We start from the raw sequence: 16,578 nt of genomic DNA, 5'->3' as shown, positions 1-16,578 counted from the left end.
TGCTGGCTGCCGGTAGGGCTGACTTGCTCCGCCCGGACCTGCCGATCTTGAGCAAATCTTGGCTTTGGCTTGGGCAGACGTTGAGGAAGGCCCGGGACACTCAAAACAGGCAGCAATCTCCCGGCCGGGGCGCCTCCCGGATCCGGCCCGGACGTTGGACGGCTTGCGGAAGGCGGGGAAGCCACATGGGACACATCAACATCGGGGACGAACCGGCAGGCCACCAGTCGCGGACGCATGAGCTGTTCCGCGCCGGCATGGACAAGAGTCGGGCACTTCTCCGGCTGTACTTCCACTCGCTCAAGGTCCGGGCAGCGGCCAAGGCGCTGGCAGACGCGTTGGCCGACTCCAAGGAGTCCTCCAGCTGGCCCGGAGACCGCCTGCCGGTAGGCGCCGAGCTCTCCGAGAGGGTCGAAAAGCTCACGCACAGGCTCTACCTGGAAACCAAGGCACACGGCCGCCTGGCAGCACTTTTCAGGGCAGCCGGAAGCGGCGCACTGCGACCCGCCTGACTGCGCCCGGGCAGCGCTCCGGACTGCTCCGCGGCAGCCGTTCCATCCTGGCCCGTTCCGTGCCACACTTGAGGTCAATCGAGTGGCTGGGGCTAACCAGGTCAGGAGATTGCCGTGCATTGGTACACAGGGTGGGCCTATCTCATCGCGTTCCTTATGACCACGGATTCCCTCCTCCTTGCGCTGTGGCTCATGGACAAGGACTGGCCCAAACGCTGGTGGAAGAAGCGCTGATCAGCGCGGGTCACCGGCTGAACGCAGATCCAGGCGCATCAGCACGCGCGGGAATCCGTTGAGCACCGAGTCCGTATCGGCCACCTTCGTGAATCCAGCCTTCTCGAAGAGCTTGCGGGTGCCCACGTAGGCCATGGTGAGGTCCACTTTGCTGCCGCGGTTGTCCACCGGATACCCCTCGATGGCCGGCGCCCCATAGCTGCGCGCGAGCTCTACGGCGCCCTTGAGGAGATGGTGGGAGATTCCGCCGCCGCGGTGCCCGGGGCGTACCCGGATGCACCATACGGACCACACCTCCAGGTCATCCACCTGCGGAATCCGGCGGTTGCGGGCGAAGCTGGTTTCCGCGCGCGGGTGGACTGCTGCCCACCCCACCACATCGCCGCCGTCGTACGCGAGGACTCCAGGCGGGGGATCCTGCCCCACGAGTTCCTTGACCAGATCGCCGCGCGCCGTCCCGCGAAGCTCAAGGTTCTGCTTTGACGGGATGCGGTAGCTCAGGCACCAGCACACGTTGGCGTCGGGCCGCTTCGGCCCCACCATTGTCCTGAGGTCCTCGAACTGCGTTGCCGGCCGGACTTCGATGCCCATGCCGCCATCCTGTCACCGGCCCCGTGGAACCGGCAAACGTCGGTAGACGCCAAAACGCCCCCGCGGTGCGGGAGCGTTGGGCGAAAAGCTGCAGGATCTGCGAGAGCGTTGGGGCTGGGGGAAGGCTAGACGCCGAGTGCTTCCTTGAGCGCTGCGACGTGGCCCTTGGCCTTGACCTGGTACTGGGCCAGTTTGACCTTGCCTTCGGTGTCCAGGACAACGGTGGAACGGACGATGCCTTCGGTGATTTCGCCGTCCACCAGTTTTTCGCCCCACGCGCCGTAAGCGAGGGCCACGTTGTGGTCCTCATCGGAAAGCAACGGGAAGGTAAGAGCGAAGTCGCCCGTGAAGGCGGCCAGCTTTTCGGGGGCATCGGGAGAGACGCCCAGGACCTCGTAGCCCTTGCCCTGCAGTGATTCCAGGCTGTCGCGGAAGTCGCAGGCCTCGGTGGTGCAGCCGGGGGTGGCAGCCTCCGGGTAGAAGTAGACAATGACGTTCTTGCCGCGGTAGTCGGCCAGGGCTGTCTCGCGGCCGGCGGCGTCCTTGAGCGTGAAGTCAGGGGCCTGGGTTCCGGGCTGAAGCTTGGTGGTCAGGGTGTGGCTCATGGCATTCCTTTGGCAGACTCTGTCAGTTACAGGCAAACAACAAGTGAAGCGGCTTTCCCGCACTAGGAACAACTCCGGCGTCACATGCTGTATTCCGGCCACGGCCGGTGTAGCGCCTAAACCTGGTCCTTGAGGGCTTCGGTGCGTTCCTGGATAAACGTGCGGAGCGTCTCAACCTGCTCGGCCAGTTCCTCCTGCGTCAGGCCATCGCTGGAAGGCACGACGGCGGCGATCCGGTCCAGGAGTCCGGCGGCGGTTCCGCTGCCGTAAAGCTGGTCGTAAAGCTCCGCGTACGCGTCGTCGTACAGGGACGCGAACGCGTCGGAGGCCAGGAACCGCTCCTTGAGCTCGTTGCCGCCACGGCCGCCGCCCCCGGCGCCGCCAGCTGCGCCGCCGCCCCCGGCGCTCCCGCCGGCGGGGCCCCGGCGTCGTCGTCTTCGCCCTGGGGCCGCTGCATTCCGCCGCCTCCTCCCATGGACACCTGCTCATCCGGCGAGGCGGTGGCGTTGCCGGTCATCGCCAGGTTCAGGTCCCAGGAATTGACGGAAAGCTTTTTGGTGTCGAGGTCGTACCAGAGGTAGTAGTTCTGGCCCGGGCCGGCAATGTCGTCGCCGTTGACCAGCAGGTTCATGGTGGCGGCGTAGCGGGCGAACGATTCCACATCCACCCAGTTGGCGAGCTCGGCGTCGAACTCCTCATCGCTGGCTTCGGAGAGCCACTTGAGGAAATCGACGATGGGCTGAACGTCCTCGGTGTCCTCTGCATTGAGTTGCTTAAACTGCTCTTCGTAGGTTGCCAGGTCGTCGCCCTGGTAGGTGAAGCTGGACTCGGCGTCGGACTTGTACAGGACCCCGGCGGTATCGAAGAGTGCGTCGGCGTAGGCTTCGTCCGGGTTTTCCACCAGCAGCCGGGTCTGGGTGGCGCTGCCGTTCATGGAGTAGGTGGTGTAGGCGTAGCGCTGTGTCGCCTGGCCGCTCGCCTCCGTGAGGGCCAGGGCCAGGGCCTCGTTCAGGACCGGCGATCCGGGGCGCAGAGACAGCTGGGTCAGCCCCTGGTACGTCTGGCCGTCAACGTACTTGTCGAAGTCGATCAGCAGCGGCAGCGACTCCGGAACATCGGAGGAAATGCCGGACGAAACCGCGGCCCCGCCACCTTTTGCCCCGTTGTCATAGGAACCGTCGCCGCTGAGGCTGCGCAACGTGGAGTTTCCTTTGAGCCGGACGCCGATGTCGGAGACCAGTGTGCCGTCAATGGTGATGTCCGCCTGGATCCACTCCTTCGACCCGTCCGCCTCGTAGGCGGCGATCATGTCGGCATTGGCAGCCTCGTCCCACTCAATGCTGACCTCATGGGAGGCGCCGTCCGCGAAGAGGGTGGTCTCCGCCGTCGTGGTTCCGGTTCCCGACGCTTCGACACCGGCACCGGCGCCGGCAGCGGCCGATGACGTGGCGGGAGCGTCGGAAGCTGCTCCGGCTCCGCAGCCCGTCAGGGCGAGGGCCGCCGCCAGGGCGGAGGAGGAAAGGACGGCACCGGGGGAACGTCGCATGGGTCCTGCTTCAGGCTCGGGAATGGGTTCATTCCACCGTCCCGGGCGCAGCTGTGCCCTTCCTGTGCCGGTCCCATGCGGCCGGTGTGCAAAATGCCCTTCCGCATGCGGAAGGGCATTTTGAGGCGGGAGTCACGAGCGTCGGGGACAGGACGCACGACGGCGTCACGCACGGCACTCTTTTGGCCTGCCGCGGGTGCCGCTCGCCCCTCAAACCGGGCCGCCGCCGTCGTCCGCTCACCAAAAGCCTGCCCGGCGTGACACGCGGGGTACGCCCGCGTTGGGGAAAGTTGCAGGTAGTGCGAGAGCGTTGGCCAAAAAGCTGCAGGAAGTGAGAGAGCGTTCTGAAGGGGGTTAGAGTCCCAGCTCCTGGCGGAGCGCGGCGACGTGGCCCTGCGCATCCACCTGGTACCGGGCCAGCACGACCGCGCCGTCAGCGTCGATGACCACGGTGGAGCGCAGGACGCCTTCAACAATTTCGCCGTTGATGACCTTTTCGCCCCAGGCGCCGTAGGCCAGCGCGACGGCGTTGTCCTGGTCGGAGAGCAGCGGGAAGTTCAGCCCGAAGTCCCCGCTGAACTCGGCAAGGGCTGCGGGTTCGTCGGGGGAGATGCCGATGACGTCATAGCCGGAGCCCTGCAGCGAGGCGAGGCTGTCGCGGAAGTCGCAGGCTTCGGTGGTGCAGCCCGGAGTGGCCGCCTTGGGATAGAAGTACACGATCACGTTCCTGCCCCGGCGGGACGCGAGGGAAACTTCCTGCCCGGAGGCGTCGGACAGGGTGAAGTCCGGCGCGGTGGTTCCGGGCTGCAGCTTGCCGGGAAGAGCGGTGATGATCTGGTTGGTGGCGGTCATGGTGCTCCTTGTATTGGTCTCAGATGGAGTATTCGGCAGGCCCGCGGACGGTGGCGCAGGCGCCGGGGACGAACTGGTAGCCGCCTCCCCGGACCGTGGCCACGGCATGTCGGGCATTTCCCAGCTTCCGCCGCACGCGGCCCACATAGACGTCGATGGCCCTGGTGGAAGCCCCCGGACTTTCAAAAGAATCGAGGAAGTGCTGCAGCTCCTCGCGGCCGATGGCCCGGGAACAGTTCTCCACGAGGTAGCGCAGGACCTTATATTCCACGCCGGTGAGGTTCACCTGCCGGCCGTCCAGCAGCACCTGGTCCGCGGCGAGGTCGACAGCCACATGGCTGACCGGTCCGGCAGCGGGCGGGAGCCCAGCCAGCGGGAGGCCGGCCGGGCGCGGGAAGGGGGAGGCGCCGTCGTCGTCCGTGTGCGGGGAGTCCTCCGTGGCGGACGACGACGGCGCGGGAGTGCCGCCGTCGGGTCCGGCCGGTGCCCCCTCCCCAGGGGGCGCTCCGGCCGGAGAAGTCCCGACGGCGGACGTGGCAGCCCCGGCGGCAGGCCAGTGGACTTCCGCCTCCGGAGCAAACTTGAGTGCGCGTTCCAGCAGCAAGCGCGCTGCACGGACAAGGAGGTCAGGGTCGATCTCGCTGCCCGGCTCCGGGGTGACCCAGACGGCCAGTCCCCTTGCGGCCAGCGCGGACGGGCCGCGCTCTTCCGACGGGCCGCGTTCTTGCGACCGACTCGCCGAAAGGGGCGGCCGCGCACATATGCCCCGCGGGGAATGTACCTGCACAGCCATGGCTGCGTGCCTCAGACCCCGCCGCGGCGGATGAGCTTGCCGGAGGGGGTTTGGCCGTCCACCACGCTGCCGCGCAGGAAGGTCTTCCGGACCACGCCGGAGAGCGCCTTGCCGTCGTAGGGGGTGATGGGGTTCTTGTGCTTGAGCTTGGAGACGTCCACCACGAAGGCCTCGTCCTGGGCGAAGACGGCAAAGTCGGCGTCGTACCCGAGGGCGAGCTGGCCCTTGGTGGTCAGGCGCGCCAGGGCGGCGGGCTTCTCGGCCATCCACGACACCACCTGTTCCAGCGGGATGCCGCGGTGCCGGGCTTCGGTCCAGATCAGCGACAGGCCCAGCTGCAGCGAGGAAACTCCGCCCCAGGCCACCGCGAAGTCGCCGTTTTCCAGGTCCTTGAGGTCAAGGGTGGAGGGGGAGTGGTCCGAGACGATGCAGTCGATGGTGCCGTCCTGCAGGCCCTTCCACAGAAGCTCCCGGTTGGAGGCCTCGCGGATGGGCGGGCAGCACTTGTACGCAGTGGCGCCGTTGGGGATCTCTTCGGCCATCAGCGTGAGGTAGTGCGGGCAGGTTTCCACGGTGAGGTGGACGCCGTCGCGCTTTGCCGTGGCGATCATGGGCAGCGCGTCGGAGGAGGACAGGTGCAGGATGTGCGCGCGGGCGCCGGTCCAGCGGGCCCGCTCGATGACCTCGGCGATGGCCTTGTTTTCGGCGCCGCGCGGACGGGAGGCGAGGAACGTGGAGTACTGGTCCCCGCCCGGGTGCGGGGCGTGGTCGATCGCGTGGGAGTCCTCGGCATGCACGATCATGAGCGAGTCGAAGGACTTGAGCTCGGCCATGTCCTCTTCCATCTCGTCCGCTTCCAGGTGCGGGAATTCGTCCACGCCGGAGTGCAGCAGGAAGCACTTGAAGCCGAACACACCTTCGTCGTGCAGCGGGCGGAGATCCGCCTTGTTGCCGGGGATGGCGCCGCCCCAGAATCCGACGTCCACAAACGCCTGGTCCTCGGCGACTTCGCGCTTGAGCTTGAGGCCGTCCACGTTGGTGGTGGGCGGGATGGAGTTCAGCGGCATGTCGATGATGGTGGTGACGCCGCCGGCCGCGGCGGCGCGGGTGGCGGAGGCGAAGCCCTCCCACTCGGTGCGGCCGGGCTCGTTGACGTGGACGTGCGTGTCCACCAGGCCGGGGAGCAGGGTCTCGTCGTCGGCGAGTTCGATCACTTCGGTGCCGGCCAGGCCGTTGCCGAGCGGTTCGATGGCAACGATCTTGCCGCCGCGCACGCCTACTTCGCGCGGTGCGATGCCGGCGGTGGTGAGGATGCGCCGGCCCCGGATCACCAGGTCAAAGCGTTCTTCAGACATTCAGGGGCTCCTTTGTGCCGGTGGCATCCGCCGCGGCCGGGTTGGCCAGCTCGTGGAGGATGTTCTTTCCCAATTGTTCAAGCAGGGACCCTGCTTCAGCTATACATATATCTACCTTGGGTTCCAGGGCGGTCAGTGGGTAGACCTGCCGGAAACCCGAATCCTGCTGCTGCTCCGGGCTCAGCGTGGTGCGTCCGCAGACGGCCACCACCGGAATCCCGGCCGAGGCTGCTGCCCGGGCCACGCCCATGGGCGTCTTGCCCAGCAGGCTTTGCTCGTCAAGGCTGCCTTCGCCGGTGATCACCAGGTCTGCGCCCGCCAGGCGGTGGGACAGCTGGGTGAATTCAAGCACGACGTCGATGCCCGGCCGGCGGGTAGCGGCCAGGACCGCGATGGCCGCGTAGCCCACTCCGCCGGCTGCCCCGGCTCCCGGTGCTTCCGCCGCGCGCTCGGCGCGGAATCCGATTTCCCTGGCCAGGACTTCGACAAACCTGGCCAGGGCGGTGTCGAGCAGATCGACATCCTGGGGTGTGGCGCCCTTTTGCGGGCCGAAAACCGCCGCGGCGCCCTGGGGGCCCAGCAGGGGGTTGTCGACGTCGGACGCCAGCACAAAGCGTGTTTCCACGAGACGGGGTTCAAACTCTGTGAAGTCGATGCGGTGCAGGTTGGCCAGCGCAGCGCCACCAGCAGGCAGTTCGTTGCCCGTGGCGTCCAGGAACCTGGCGCCGAGTCCCTGCAGGAGCCCGGCGCCGCCGTCGGTGTTCGCGCTGCCCCCGACGCCCAGCACGATGCGCCGGCAGCCGGCATCCAGCGCTGCCCGGATCAGCTGCCCGGTGCCCAGGCTGGTGGCCGTGGTGGCGGTGGCTGAGTCGGGCTGGCCGCCGCCCCGCACCTGCGGGAGGAGGGCCAGGCCCGAGGCCGCCGCCATCTCGATGACTGCCTCGTGGCCGCGGACGGCAAAGTCCGCCTTGATCGGCTGGCCGGTGGGGCCGCTGACCGTGGCGCTCCGGCGGGTGAAGCCGGAGCCGACGGCGGCATCGAGGGTGCCTTCGCCGCCGTCGGCCACGGGGATCCGGATGATGTCCAGGTTGCTGATTTGTGCCGTTCCGGCAGCTGCCTGCAGGCCCTTTTCGAGGTGCCTGCAGACGTCCGGGGCGGACAGCGATCCCTTGAACTTGTCCGGTGCGATCACGATCCGCATGTTAGGCCTGCAGGGCCAGGATGGCGGTGGGGGCGTCGGCGGCGGTCTCGGCCAGTTCCTCGAACTCGTTGATGGCGTTGATTTCCACACCCATGGAGATGTTGGTGATCTTTTCCAGGATCACTTCAACCACCACGGGCACCTGGAATTCGCCCATCAGCGCCTTGGCCTTGTCGAATGCCGCGGCGAGGTCGTTGGGGTCCTCCACGCGGATGGCCTTGCAGCCCAGGCCTTCGGCAACCTTGAGGTGGTCCACGCCGTAGCCGCGTGCGTTTTCGGACAAGTCCGCGCTGTTGACGTTTTCGAACGCCAGGGACACGTTCTGTTCCATGCTGAAACCGCGCTGCGACTGCCGGATCAGGCCCAGGTAGGAGTTGTTCACCACCACGTGGATGTACGGCAGGTTGAACTGCGCGCCCACGGCCAGTTCTTCAATCATGAACTGGAAGTCGTAGTCGCCGGACAGCGCAACCACGGTTTCGTCCGGCTTGCCGCGCACGACGCCGAGGGCCGCCGGTGCGGTCCAGCCCAGCGGACCTGCCTGGCCGGCGTTGATCCACTTGCGGGGGCCGAAGACGTGCAGCATCTGTGCGCCGGCGATCTGGGACAGCCCGATGGTGGACACGTAGATGGTGTCGCGGCCGAAGGCCCGGTTCATCTCCTCGTACACGCGCTGCGGCTTGATCGGGATGTTCTCGAAGTGCGTCTTGCGGTGCAGGCTTGCCTTGCGCTCGGCGCATTCGGCGACCCAGGCCGAGTAGTCCGGCAGGGACTTCGCCGCCCGGCGCTCACGGGCCAGCTCAATGAGCCCGGCCAGCGCCGCACCGGCGTCGGACGCGATGCCCAGGTCCGGCGAGAACACGCGGCCGATCTGCGTGGGCTCGATGTCGATGTGCACGAATTTACGTCCGGCCGTGTAGGTGTCCAGGCCGCCGGTGTGGCGGTTGGCCCAGCGGTTGCCGATGCCGATCACGAAGTCGCTGCGCAGGTAGTTCTCGTTGCCGTAGCGGTGCGAGGTCTGCAGGCCCACCATGCCGGCCATCAGCGGGTGGTCATCCGCGATGGAACCCCAGCCCATCAGTGTGGGGATCACGGGAACATTCAGGATCTCGGCCAGCTCCACCAGCTGCTCGGAGGCTCCGGCGTTGATGATGCCGCCGCCTGCCACGATCAGCGGGCGTTCGCCTGCGGTCAGCATGTCCAGGGCCTTTTCCAGCTGCTTGCGGCTGGCCTTGGGCTTCTCGATGGGCAGCGGCTCGTAGGTGTCGATGTCGAACTCGATCTCGGCCATCTGAACGTCGATGGGCAGGTCCAGCAGGACCGGGCCCGGACGGCCGGAGCGCATCAGCTGGAAGGCCTTCTGGAAGGCGCCCGGAACCTGGCCCGGCTCCAGCACCGTCATGGCCATCTTGGTGACCGGCTTGGCGATGGACTCGATGTCCACGGCCTGGAAGTCTTCCTTGTGCAGCTTGGCCACGGGGGCCTGGCCTGTGATGCAGAGCATCGGGATGGAGTCGGCCCAGGCCGCGTAGAGCCCGGTGATCATGTCGGTGCCGGCGGGGCCGGACGTGCCGATGCAGATGCCGATGTTGCCGTCCTTGGCGCGGGAGTACCCGTCGGCCATGTGGCTGGCGCCTTCGACGTGGCGGGCCAGGGTGTGGCGGATGCCGCCGTGGGCCCGCATGGCGGAGTAGAAGGGGTTGATTGCCGCGCCTGGCAGGCCGAACGCCTCGATGGCGCCTTCCTTTTCCAGGATGGCAACCGCTGCATCAACGGTACGCATCTTGCTCATGGTGTGCTCCTTGGGAAAGTCTGTGGTTCGGCCCGGTGGTTGAGCCTGTCGAAACCTGTTTTTGGGTGTGCTGGGGGAAGGCCCCGTCGTCGGGGTCCTAAAGTGCGTTGGTTCAGCGGCTGGTGGTTGAGCTTGTCGAAACCTGGATTTCGACAAGCTCAATCACCGGTTAGACGCGCTCAATTACCGGTTACTCGCGGCCGCTGAGCTTGAGGACCTGCTTGAAGAGTCCCGAGTGGTCGAGGCCGCCGTCGCCCTGGTTGACGGTGGCGGCGACGAGCTGTGCGACGACGGCGCCGAGGGGGACGGCGACGTTGGCTTCGCGGGCGGCGGAGGTGACGATGCCGAGGTCCTTGTGGTGGAGGGCGAGGCGGAAGCCGGGGTCGAAGTTGCGGTCGAGCATCTTCTGGCCCTTCTGGTCCAGGACCTTGGAGCCGGCCAGACCGCCGCCGAGGACCTTGAGGGCGGCGTCGGTGTCCACGCCGTAGGCCTCGAGGAAGGCGATGGCCTCGCCGAGGACCTGGATGTTGACGGCGACGATAAGCTGGTTGGCTGCCTTCACGGTCTGGCCGGAGCCGGCTGGGCCGACGTGGACGATGGTCTTGCCGACGGCGTTTAGGACTTCCTGGGCTGCCTCGAAGTCTGCCTTTTCGCCGCCGACCATGATGGACAGGACGGCGTCGATGGCGCCCTGCTCGCCGCCGGAAACCGGCGCATCCAACGGGCGGATGCCCGCTGCCGCTGCTTCCTCGGAGAGTCGCTTGGCGACGTCCGGGCGGATGCTGGAGGCGTCAATCCACAGGGTGCCCTTCCTGGCGTTCGCGAACACACCGTCCGGGCCGCTGACGACACCCTCAACATCGGGGGAATCCGGCACCATGGTGATGACGACGTCGGCATCCTTCACGGCGTCAGCGATGCTCGTGGCACCCTTGCCGCCTTCGGAGACGAGCTTGTCGATCTTGTCCTGGCTGCGGTTGAAGCCGGTGACCGTGTGGCCGGCCTTGACGAGGTTGATGGCCATGGGCAGGCCCATGATTCCGAGTCCGATGACTGCAACGTTGCTCATGATGGTTCCTTTTCTGAAGTCTTTGTGGTGCGGATTCCGGTGGTTGAGCTTGTCGAAACCTGGATCTCGGCAGGCTCGATCACCGGTTAGCGGCTGACGCGCTGGCGGATGGCCCAGCTGAACGCGGTCTCCGCCGGTTCCTTGTATTCGAGGCCGATGTAGCCCTCGTAGCCGAGTTCGCGGCTGCGGGCGATCCATTCGCCGAGGGGAAGCCCGCCGGTTCCGGGAGCCCCGCGGCCGGGGTTGTCGGCGATCTGGATGTGGCCGAAGTCCTTGGCGTGGTTTTCGATGACGGCGGCGACGTCGTCCCCGTTGACGGCCAGGTGGTAGAAGTCCGCGAGGAGCTTGATGTTGTCGACGCCGGACTCCGCCTTCACCCGGGCGATGACCTTGAGTGCGTCTTCGGCGGTGAGGAGCGGGTACCTGGGTGCGCCGCTGACCGGTTCGAGGAGGACGGTGCCGCCGATGCGCGCGACGCCGGCTGCCGCCGTCGCGAGGTTTTCGGCGCCGATGGCGTCCTGCTTCTCAGCCGATTCGTCGTCGATACGGTTGCCGTAGAGGGCATTGAAGGCCTTGCAGCCCAGGCGCTCGCCGATGCCGGCGACAACGTCGATGTTGTCCTGGAATTCGGTGGAGCGTGCGGGCCAGGACACCAGGCCGCGGTCACCGCCCGGCATGTTGCCGGCGTTGAAGTTCAGGCCGGTGAGCTGAACGCCGGCGTCCTTGATGGCGTTCTCGAATCCGGTGACCTGGGCGTCGGTGGGGACTGAGGTTTCGAAGGGCCACCAGAACTCGACGGCGTCAAAGCCGGCTGCCTTCGCGGCTGCCGGGCGCTCGAGCAACGGCAGCTCCGTCAGGAGGATGGAGCAGTTCACTGTGTACGTCATCGTAGGTCCTTCCGAGGAGGGGCTTTGATCTATCTTCCCGCCGCTTCGTTCGGTGTCGAGTTTCCGCTTTGTGGAATTTAGATTCTGCTTTATGAAAAGTGTAGGGAAAGGAGGGCGGGTGCGTCAAGGGGGATGGGGGGTCGTATAATAAGTGCATATACGCGCACGCGTGCACCTAAAGAGGGTTGATGTTGTCGGTTTTGAGGAACGTAACGTACCGGCGGCTGTTCGCCGCCCAGGCCGTGGCCCTGATCGGCACCGGCCTGCTGACGGTAGCGCTGGGACTCCTGGCCTACGATCTGGCCGGGAGCAACGCCGGCGCGGTGCTCGGCACGGCGCTCACAATCAAGATGCTGGCCTATGTGGGGCTGGCCCCGGTGATCAACGCCCTGGTGGCACGGTGGCCAAAGAAGACTGTCCTGATCGGGGCGGACCTGATCCGGGCGGCCATGGCGCTGTCCCTGCCGTTGATCACCGACGTCTGGCAGATCTACGTCGTGATCTTCCTGCTCCAATCCGCGTCAGCGACGTTCACCCCGGCGTTCCAGTCGCTGATCCCCACCATCGTGACCCGGGAGAAGGATTACACCAGGGCGCTGTCCCTGTCCCGGCTGGCCTATGACCTGGAAGCCCTGGTCAGCCCGGCGGTGGCCGCCCTGCTGCTGACGGTGCTCAGCCACAACAACCTCTTCCTCGGCACCGTGGGCGGGTTCCTCTTCTCCGCACTTATGGTCGCGATCACCGTCCTGCCAAAGGTTCCGGATGCGTCCGGCCCGCAGGCCCCGCTGTGGCACCGGACCACCCTTGGCGCCAGGATTTTCTGGCGGAACCGGCGGCTGCGGTCCCTGCTGGCGCTGAACCTGGTGGTCGCGGCGCCGACGGCCCTGGTGCTGGTCAATACCGTGGTCTACGTCCGTGACGTCCTGCACCGGCCGGACACGGACCTTGCCTTGGCGCTGGCCTGCTTCGGCGTCGGTTCCATGCTCGTGGCCCTGTCGGCGCCGCGGGTTCTGGACCGGTTCGGGGACCGGGCCGTGATGCTCACCGGCGCCGCCGTTATTCCGGTTGTCCTGGCTGGCGCGGCGACGCTCACGCTGCTCAGTCTCCCGGGAGGGGGCTGGTGGCCGCTGGTGGGGTTGTGGTTCCTGCTCGGCGCCGCGAATTCAACGGTTCTTACGCCGTCGTCGCGGCTGCTGCGGGACGCATCAACGGAGGAGACGCGGCCGTACGTGTTTACGGCCCAGTTCTCTCTCTCGCATGCCTGCTACATCCTGACCTATCCGCTGGCCGGGTGGGTCGGGGCCGTGGCCGGTTTGGGCTGGGCGGCCGCGGCGTTGACAATTATTGCGATGATAGGAAGCGCAAGTGCGTTCCTGTCCTGGCCACGGCGCCCCGCCGGAGCAGCCTTGGAATCGTCGGAGGAGGAGCACAGCCTTGAGCACCCAACCCGGCAACCCACCGGTCCCCGCGCCTGACAAGCCTTCGCTGGTCCATCCGGTCACGCCGGGCCCGGAGCTGCTGGAAACCGCTGCCGGAACGCTGCGGATGCTCGCCGAGCCGACCCGCCTGCATCTGCTCTGGCAGCTCGCCGAGGGTCCGAAGACCGTCACCGAACTCACAGCGGCAGCCGGTGTGCCCCGGACTGTGACGAGCCAGCACTTGGCCAAGCTCCGGCTCAGCGGCCTGGTGGACACCCGCAAAAACGGCCGCCATGTCATCTACTCCCTCCATGACGGACACCTTGTCCGGCTCATCCGGGAGACGTTCAACCACGCTGACCACCGGATCTCCGGCGAACCCGCCCACGACTGATCAGGGCGGCATCCTCCGGTTAGCGGAACCCATTGACTTCAGGTGCCACAGGGATACCTTTAGAGATACACCAGCAGGGGTCTGCTGGTTGAGTGTGCGCCGGGGCTAGAAGCGCACGCGACTCCTTGGTCTCCGCATAACTTCACCGCACGTCGGTATCCGAACCCATCGTCTGGTTCGCCGCCAGGCACCCACCAACAGATCCGTAGGCAGTGTCCTCATGACCGCAAATTTCATCAGAGCTTTGGCAGTTAAGTCCTTTGATATTCCTGACAGGAAGCGGTGCCCGGACAAGGCGGAGTTCGACCTTGTCACCGTTGACGACTACTCCGTTGCCCGGCTGATCCTGGCGCCAGGCTGGCGCTGGTCCGAGTCCGCCAAACCCACCGAGCTGACCGCGTTCTGCGAGCACAACCACCTCGGCTACTGCGTCTCCGGCTCGCTCCAGATTGAAACGGCCGACGGCGTCCGCTCTACGATCCACGCGAACGACACCTATGCACTGCCGCCAGGGCATGATGAGTGGGTTGTCGGGGATGAGCCGTTCGTCGCCATCGAATTCCTGGGTGCCGCTTCGTTTGGCCGCCCCCGCAGCCATGGGATGCATGCGCTGACCTGAGGCCGGGTTCAGGTCAGCCCGGCCAAGGCCGCAGCGGCTGCCTCCTGGTCCACGATGCGGGTGAGCCGGGCCACCACTTCGGCCGGCGGGCAGTCGGCGTCGAGCAGGACAAACCCCGGATACTCGGGCATGGCGCGGTAGGCGTCCTGCAGGGCCGCCAGGTCGTCCAGCGTTTCTTCGTCGGTGCCGCGGGCCAGGATGCGCTGGTGCGCCAGTGCGGGTTCCACGTCCAGGTGCACGACGGCGTCGGGTGCGGGCAGGGCGGACAGGAGCCACGGGAGCAACCGGCCGCGCGGCAGGCCCTTGGCGGTGCGCAGTGCCAGCTGGCAGTGGAGGTGGCGGTCCATGACCACCAGGCCGTCGAAATGGCTGGCCTTGGCGTGGGAAGCGAGCACGTTGATCACGCGGAGCGTGGTTTCCGCGGCGTCCGCAAGGCGGTGCGGCCACTGAATGCCCAGCCGCTGGGCCAGCACAGACATGCTGCGCCGTCCGGCGTGGTTGCTGAGCAGCAGGGCATTCCTGCCCTCGGCCTGGGCCTCGGATACCAAGGCGCGGGCGGCCGTGGATTTTCCCGAGCCGTCGATTCCGGTTAAGACAATAAGCACGTAGCCTCCTTTCGCCAATGGTTTAACGGTAGGGACCGCGTGATCGTCCCGCCGTGCGTCGGAGGTCACAATAAGCTGAAGGCCGACGGTTGCCTGCAACGGTATGCCATTGACACCAGGAGCGTGCGTCCGATGCCCATTGTCCAGCTTGCCGCCATTGCCGCGTGCGCCCTTCTGGCCGCGCTGGCCGTCTTCCAAGCCGCCCTTATTGCCGGGGCGCCGCTGGGGAGGTTCGCCTGGGGCGGCCAGCATGACGTGCTCCCCGCCAAGCTGCGGATCGGCAGCGCCACGTCCATGACACCCACAGTCGTGGTCCTCACGGCCCTCTACCTGGTCCTTTCCCTGAACTGATATGTAGGGGTTTCTTGTCAAGAGGGCAAGGGTGAGCGGTCCGCGGCTGGCTTGTCGTGGACCGCTCGTTTGTGTCCGTTCGGGGTCCGTTGGGGTGGCTGGCGCGTCTTGATCGACGGGGGCGCTGTCAGACTGATATGCGCGGGTTGGTTACCGCAGGACGAGGTGTTCGGCTGGAGGGGTGCCGCTGGTCTAGAAATGTCGGGCGTCGCCGGCTATGGCCGGTTGTCCATAGGTCAATCGCGGGTCTCCTCCACGCTGCCGAGTCATCGGGTCGGGGCCGGGAACGGCACACGTCTATTCATCCGTCCATGGCTGTTCCTGTTGGACCGCGGAGGCGAGGGACCAGCACCAGCCGGCCAGTTCACGGGCAACGGCGACGTTCGCGATGACCCTGCGCTTGTGGCGCGCTTCGAACTGGTCCCACTTGTGATGCAAGCGGTGATTACCTTGGTGACCACGTACCCGGGAGTGCTCATCGGCTGCATCCCAGCGGGCACGCATTTCACGGCTGACGTTGCTGTAGGGCCGGCGGTGGTGCCAAGCGGCCTCGACCAACAGTCGGCGGGCGTGGGTGTTGCCTGTTTTGGTGATACCGCCCAAGGACCTTGAAGCTCCGGAGGAATGCTCCGAAGGCACCAGGCCCAGGTACGCGCCAATGGTGCTGCCAGTGAAACGGGTCCAGTCACCGATCTCCACTGCCAAGCCGAAAGCGGTGAGCACGGAGATTCCACGTAAACACATCAACGCCCGGACCACCGGGGCGTATCGGTCAGTCGTGGCCAGAGCGGTGATCTTAGCGTCCAGACGGTTCCTGCGGTCCAGGGTCAATTGCGCTGCTTCGAGGCTGGCCTCGAAGGCTGCCTGCAAGGCTGGGTTCTCGAAGTGTTGCCGGTGCAGCCAGGTGTGGTGGGCTTCGGTCCATGCCTTGCCTCCGGAGTAGACCAGGCCGTGGCGCAGCAGGAGCTTGGAGATCCTGTTTCTGGCTCGCATGAGATCCGCGCGGATGTCCTCTCGGGCGCGCACAAGGTCCCGGGCGGCTTCGTCCGCGCTGCCGGGGACCCGCACGGGTGTTATTTGTCCCAGCAGGGCCAACCGGGCCAGGTGCTCGGCATCCCGGGCATCGGTCTTCACCCTGTCCCCGGACGGCCGCTGAAGTTTCGAGGGTGCCGCGACCAGGCACTCGATGCCTGCACCGGTCAGTAGCCGGGCCAAGCCGAATCCCGTGGGACCGGCCTCATAAACAACCAGAACGGGGCCCGGCAGCCCGGTCACCCACTCGGCAATCCCGGCATCGCTGGCGGCCAGGGTCTGTCTCAGAATTTCGCCGGTTTCCCAGTCTATCGCGCAGCCTTTCACACTGCGTGCATGGACATCCAAACCGACGTAAGTACGCTTATTCATGGCTGGAACCTCCAGACGTTCAAATGTGGCTCTGCCAGTCCACACCCCCCCCCCGCAGCTGAATGCGGAAAGACCCGGAGTTGGTAACCCACGAACCTCTTTGAACCCGAGGTTCCAGTCCTACGCCAGCGGCAAGCCCACGCTCATATCGTCTAGGACCGCTACTTTTCCATTTTGCGGTTAAACATTTCCGTACTATGGATTTATCCTGCGCGAAACACTGCGTCCCTAGACGATATGAAGTGAGGGGTGTGCGGGTTCGCCCGTCCGGGTCGGCCATTATCGCCGGGCGGTCCCGCAGCGCCGGCTTGAGTGAATCCGTACCGCGTGTGGGGGTAGGCGGCGCTGCG

The 16,578-nt window shown here is 66.4% G+C and carries 17 protein-coding genes; 5 read left to right on the top strand and 12 right to left on the bottom strand.

Annotation, left to right across the window (positions count from 1 at the left end):
* Positions 1-185: 185 nt before the first annotated feature.
* Positions 186-512 (top strand): hypothetical protein, encoded by a 327-nt coding sequence (locus ABV518_RS16935; protein WP_367769062.1) that lies wholly within the window; start codon positions 186-188, stop codon positions 510-512.
* Between the two features lie 234 nt (positions 513-746).
* Here ABV518_RS16935 and ABV518_RS16930 read toward each other — a convergent pair whose 3' ends face one another.
* The 10 genes from ABV518_RS16930 to ABV518_RS16885 form a co-directional block, all read right to left on the bottom strand.
* The gene (locus ABV518_RS16930) at positions 747-1,337 is read right to left on the bottom strand and encodes a GNAT family N-acetyltransferase (protein ID WP_367769058.1); all 591 of its coding nucleotides are present in this window, start codon (positions 1,335-1,337) and stop codon (positions 747-749) included.
* A gap of 125 nt (positions 1,338-1,462) precedes the next feature.
* Positions 1,463-1,942: a thioredoxin-dependent thiol peroxidase gene (gene bcp, locus ABV518_RS16925; protein WP_367769055.1), complete on the bottom strand. Its 480-nt coding sequence runs from the start codon at positions 1,940-1,942 to the stop codon at positions 1,463-1,465.
* A 199-nt stretch (positions 1,943-2,141) separates the two neighbouring features.
* Positions 2,142-3,488 carry a CotH kinase family protein gene (locus tag ABV518_RS16920; protein WP_367769053.1) on the bottom strand — a complete coding sequence of 449 codons (1,347 nt, stop codon included), beginning with the start codon at positions 3,486-3,488 and terminating at the stop codon, positions 2,142-2,144.
* 354 nt (positions 3,489-3,842) lie between these two features.
* On the bottom strand, positions 3,843-4,340 hold the full coding sequence (gene bcp, locus ABV518_RS16915; protein ID WP_367769051.1) for a thioredoxin-dependent thiol peroxidase: 498 nt from the start codon (positions 4,338-4,340) through the stop codon (positions 3,843-3,845).
* A 19-nt stretch (positions 4,341-4,359) separates the two neighbouring features.
* Entirely contained in the window at positions 4,360-5,133 is a 774-nt protein-coding gene (locus tag ABV518_RS16910; RefSeq protein WP_367769048.1) for a winged helix-turn-helix domain-containing protein, read from the bottom strand.
* Between the two features lie 11 nt (positions 5,134-5,144).
* Positions 5,145-6,488: an allantoinase AllB gene (gene allB / locus ABV518_RS16905; RefSeq protein WP_310165102.1), complete on the bottom strand. Its 1,344-nt coding sequence runs from the start codon at positions 6,486-6,488 to the stop codon at positions 5,145-5,147.
* On the bottom strand, positions 6,481-7,689 hold the full coding sequence (locus ABV518_RS16900; protein WP_367769044.1) for a glycerate kinase: 1,209 nt from the start codon (positions 7,687-7,689) through the stop codon (positions 6,481-6,483). The genes allB and ABV518_RS16900 overlap by 8 nt, the downstream gene beginning before the upstream one ends.
* Before the next feature lies 1 nt (position 7,690).
* A complete protein-coding gene (gcl, locus tag ABV518_RS16895; protein WP_367769041.1) occupies positions 7,691-9,481 on the bottom strand; it encodes a glyoxylate carboligase in 1,791 nt (596 codons plus the stop codon).
* A 190-nt stretch (positions 9,482-9,671) separates the two neighbouring features.
* Positions 9,672-10,550: a 2-hydroxy-3-oxopropionate reductase gene (locus tag ABV518_RS16890; RefSeq protein WP_367769038.1), complete on the bottom strand. Its 879-nt coding sequence runs from the start codon at positions 10,548-10,550 to the stop codon at positions 9,672-9,674.
* 86 nt (positions 10,551-10,636) lie between these two features.
* A complete protein-coding gene (locus ABV518_RS16885) occupies positions 10,637-11,437 on the bottom strand; it encodes a hydroxypyruvate isomerase family protein (protein ID WP_367769035.1) in 801 nt (266 codons plus the stop codon).
* Positions 11,438-11,625: 188 nt separating this feature from the next.
* Here ABV518_RS16885 and ABV518_RS16880 point away from each other — a divergent pair, with 188 nt between their 5' ends.
* The 3 genes from ABV518_RS16880 to ABV518_RS16870 all read left to right on the top strand — a co-directional run bounded on the left by ABV518_RS16880 (position 11,626) and on the right by ABV518_RS16870 (position 13,868).
* Entirely contained in the window at positions 11,626-12,912 is a 1,287-nt protein-coding gene (locus ABV518_RS16880; protein ID WP_367769032.1) for an MFS transporter, read from the top strand.
* Entirely contained in the window at positions 12,872-13,249 is a 378-nt protein-coding gene (locus tag ABV518_RS16875; RefSeq protein WP_367769030.1) for an ArsR/SmtB family transcription factor, read from the top strand. The genes ABV518_RS16880 and ABV518_RS16875 overlap by 41 nt, the downstream gene beginning before the upstream one ends.
* Positions 13,250-13,469: 220 nt before the next feature.
* The gene (locus ABV518_RS16870) at positions 13,470-13,868 is read left to right on the top strand and encodes a cupin domain-containing protein (RefSeq protein WP_367769027.1); all 399 of its coding nucleotides are present in this window, start codon (positions 13,470-13,472) and stop codon (positions 13,866-13,868) included.
* An 8-nt stretch (positions 13,869-13,876) separates the two neighbouring features.
* On the opposite strand, the gene ABV518_RS16865 is transcribed toward ABV518_RS16870, so the two are convergent.
* A complete protein-coding gene (locus tag ABV518_RS16865) occupies positions 13,877-14,473 on the bottom strand; it encodes a dTMP kinase (protein ID WP_367769024.1) in 597 nt (198 codons plus the stop codon).
* Between the two features lie 132 nt (positions 14,474-14,605).
* Here ABV518_RS16865 and ABV518_RS16860 point away from each other — a divergent pair, with 132 nt between their 5' ends.
* Positions 14,606-14,824: a hypothetical protein gene (locus ABV518_RS16860; RefSeq protein ID WP_367769021.1), complete on the top strand. Its 219-nt coding sequence runs from the start codon at positions 14,606-14,608 to the stop codon at positions 14,822-14,824.
* A 297-nt stretch (positions 14,825-15,121) separates the two neighbouring features.
* Here ABV518_RS16860 and ABV518_RS16855 read toward each other — a convergent pair whose 3' ends face one another.
* The gene (locus ABV518_RS16855) at positions 15,122-16,228 is read right to left on the bottom strand and encodes an IS110 family transposase (RefSeq protein ID WP_367769018.1); all 1,107 of its coding nucleotides are present in this window, start codon (positions 16,226-16,228) and stop codon (positions 15,122-15,124) included.
* Between the last annotated feature and the right edge of the window lie 350 nt (positions 16,229-16,578).

The organism is Arthrobacter sp. HS15c, assembly GCF_040812005.1.
Lineage (GTDB): Bacteria > Actinomycetota > Actinomycetes > Actinomycetales > Micrococcaceae > Arthrobacter.
This window is presented reverse-complemented; position numbering and strand designations above follow the sequence as displayed.

Coding starts and splice junctions, on each gene's coding strand:
- ABV518_RS16855 (WP_367769018.1), bottom strand. CDS start 16,228: ATGAATAAGCGTACTTACGTCGGTTTGGATGTCCATGCACGCAGTGTG.
- ABV518_RS16885 (WP_367769035.1), bottom strand. CDS start 11,437: ATGACGTACACAGTGAACTGCTCCATCCTCCTGACGGAGCTGCCGTTG.
- ABV518_RS16930 (WP_367769058.1), bottom strand. CDS start 1,337: ATGGGCATCGAAGTCCGGCCGGCAACGCAGTTCGAGGACCTCAGGACA.
- ABV518_RS16880 (WP_367769032.1), top strand. CDS start 11,626: ATGTTGTCGGTTTTGAGGAACGTAACGTACCGGCGGCTGTTCGCCGCC.
- ABV518_RS16860 (WP_367769021.1), top strand. CDS start 14,606: ATGCCCATTGTCCAGCTTGCCGCCATTGCCGCGTGCGCCCTTCTGGCC.
- ABV518_RS16890 (WP_367769038.1), bottom strand. CDS start 10,550: ATGAGCAACGTTGCAGTCATCGGACTCGGAATCATGGGCCTGCCCATG.
- ABV518_RS16900 (WP_367769044.1), bottom strand. CDS start 7,689: ATGCGGATCGTGATCGCACCGGACAAGTTCAAGGGATCGCTGTCCGCC.
- gcl (WP_367769041.1), bottom strand. CDS start 9,481: ATGAGCAAGATGCGTACCGTTGATGCAGCGGTTGCCATCCTGGAAAAG.
- ABV518_RS16910 (WP_367769048.1), bottom strand. CDS start 5,133: ATGGCTGTGCAGGTACATTCCCCGCGGGGCATATGTGCGCGGCCGCCC.
- ABV518_RS16935 (WP_367769062.1), top strand. CDS start 186: ATGGGACACATCAACATCGGGGACGAACCGGCAGGCCACCAGTCGCGG.
- bcp (WP_367769055.1), bottom strand. CDS start 1,942: ATGAGCCACACCCTGACCACCAAGCTTCAGCCCGGAACCCAGGCCCCT.
- allB (WP_310165102.1), bottom strand. CDS start 6,488: ATGTCTGAAGAACGCTTTGACCTGGTGATCCGGGGCCGGCGCATCCTC.
- ABV518_RS16870 (WP_367769027.1), top strand. CDS start 13,470: ATGACCGCAAATTTCATCAGAGCTTTGGCAGTTAAGTCCTTTGATATT.
- ABV518_RS16920 (WP_367769053.1), bottom strand. CDS start 3,488: ATGCGACGTTCCCCCGGTGCCGTCCTTTCCTCCTCCGCCCTGGCGGCG.
- bcp (WP_367769051.1), bottom strand. CDS start 4,340: ATGACCGCCACCAACCAGATCATCACCGCTCTTCCCGGCAAGCTGCAG.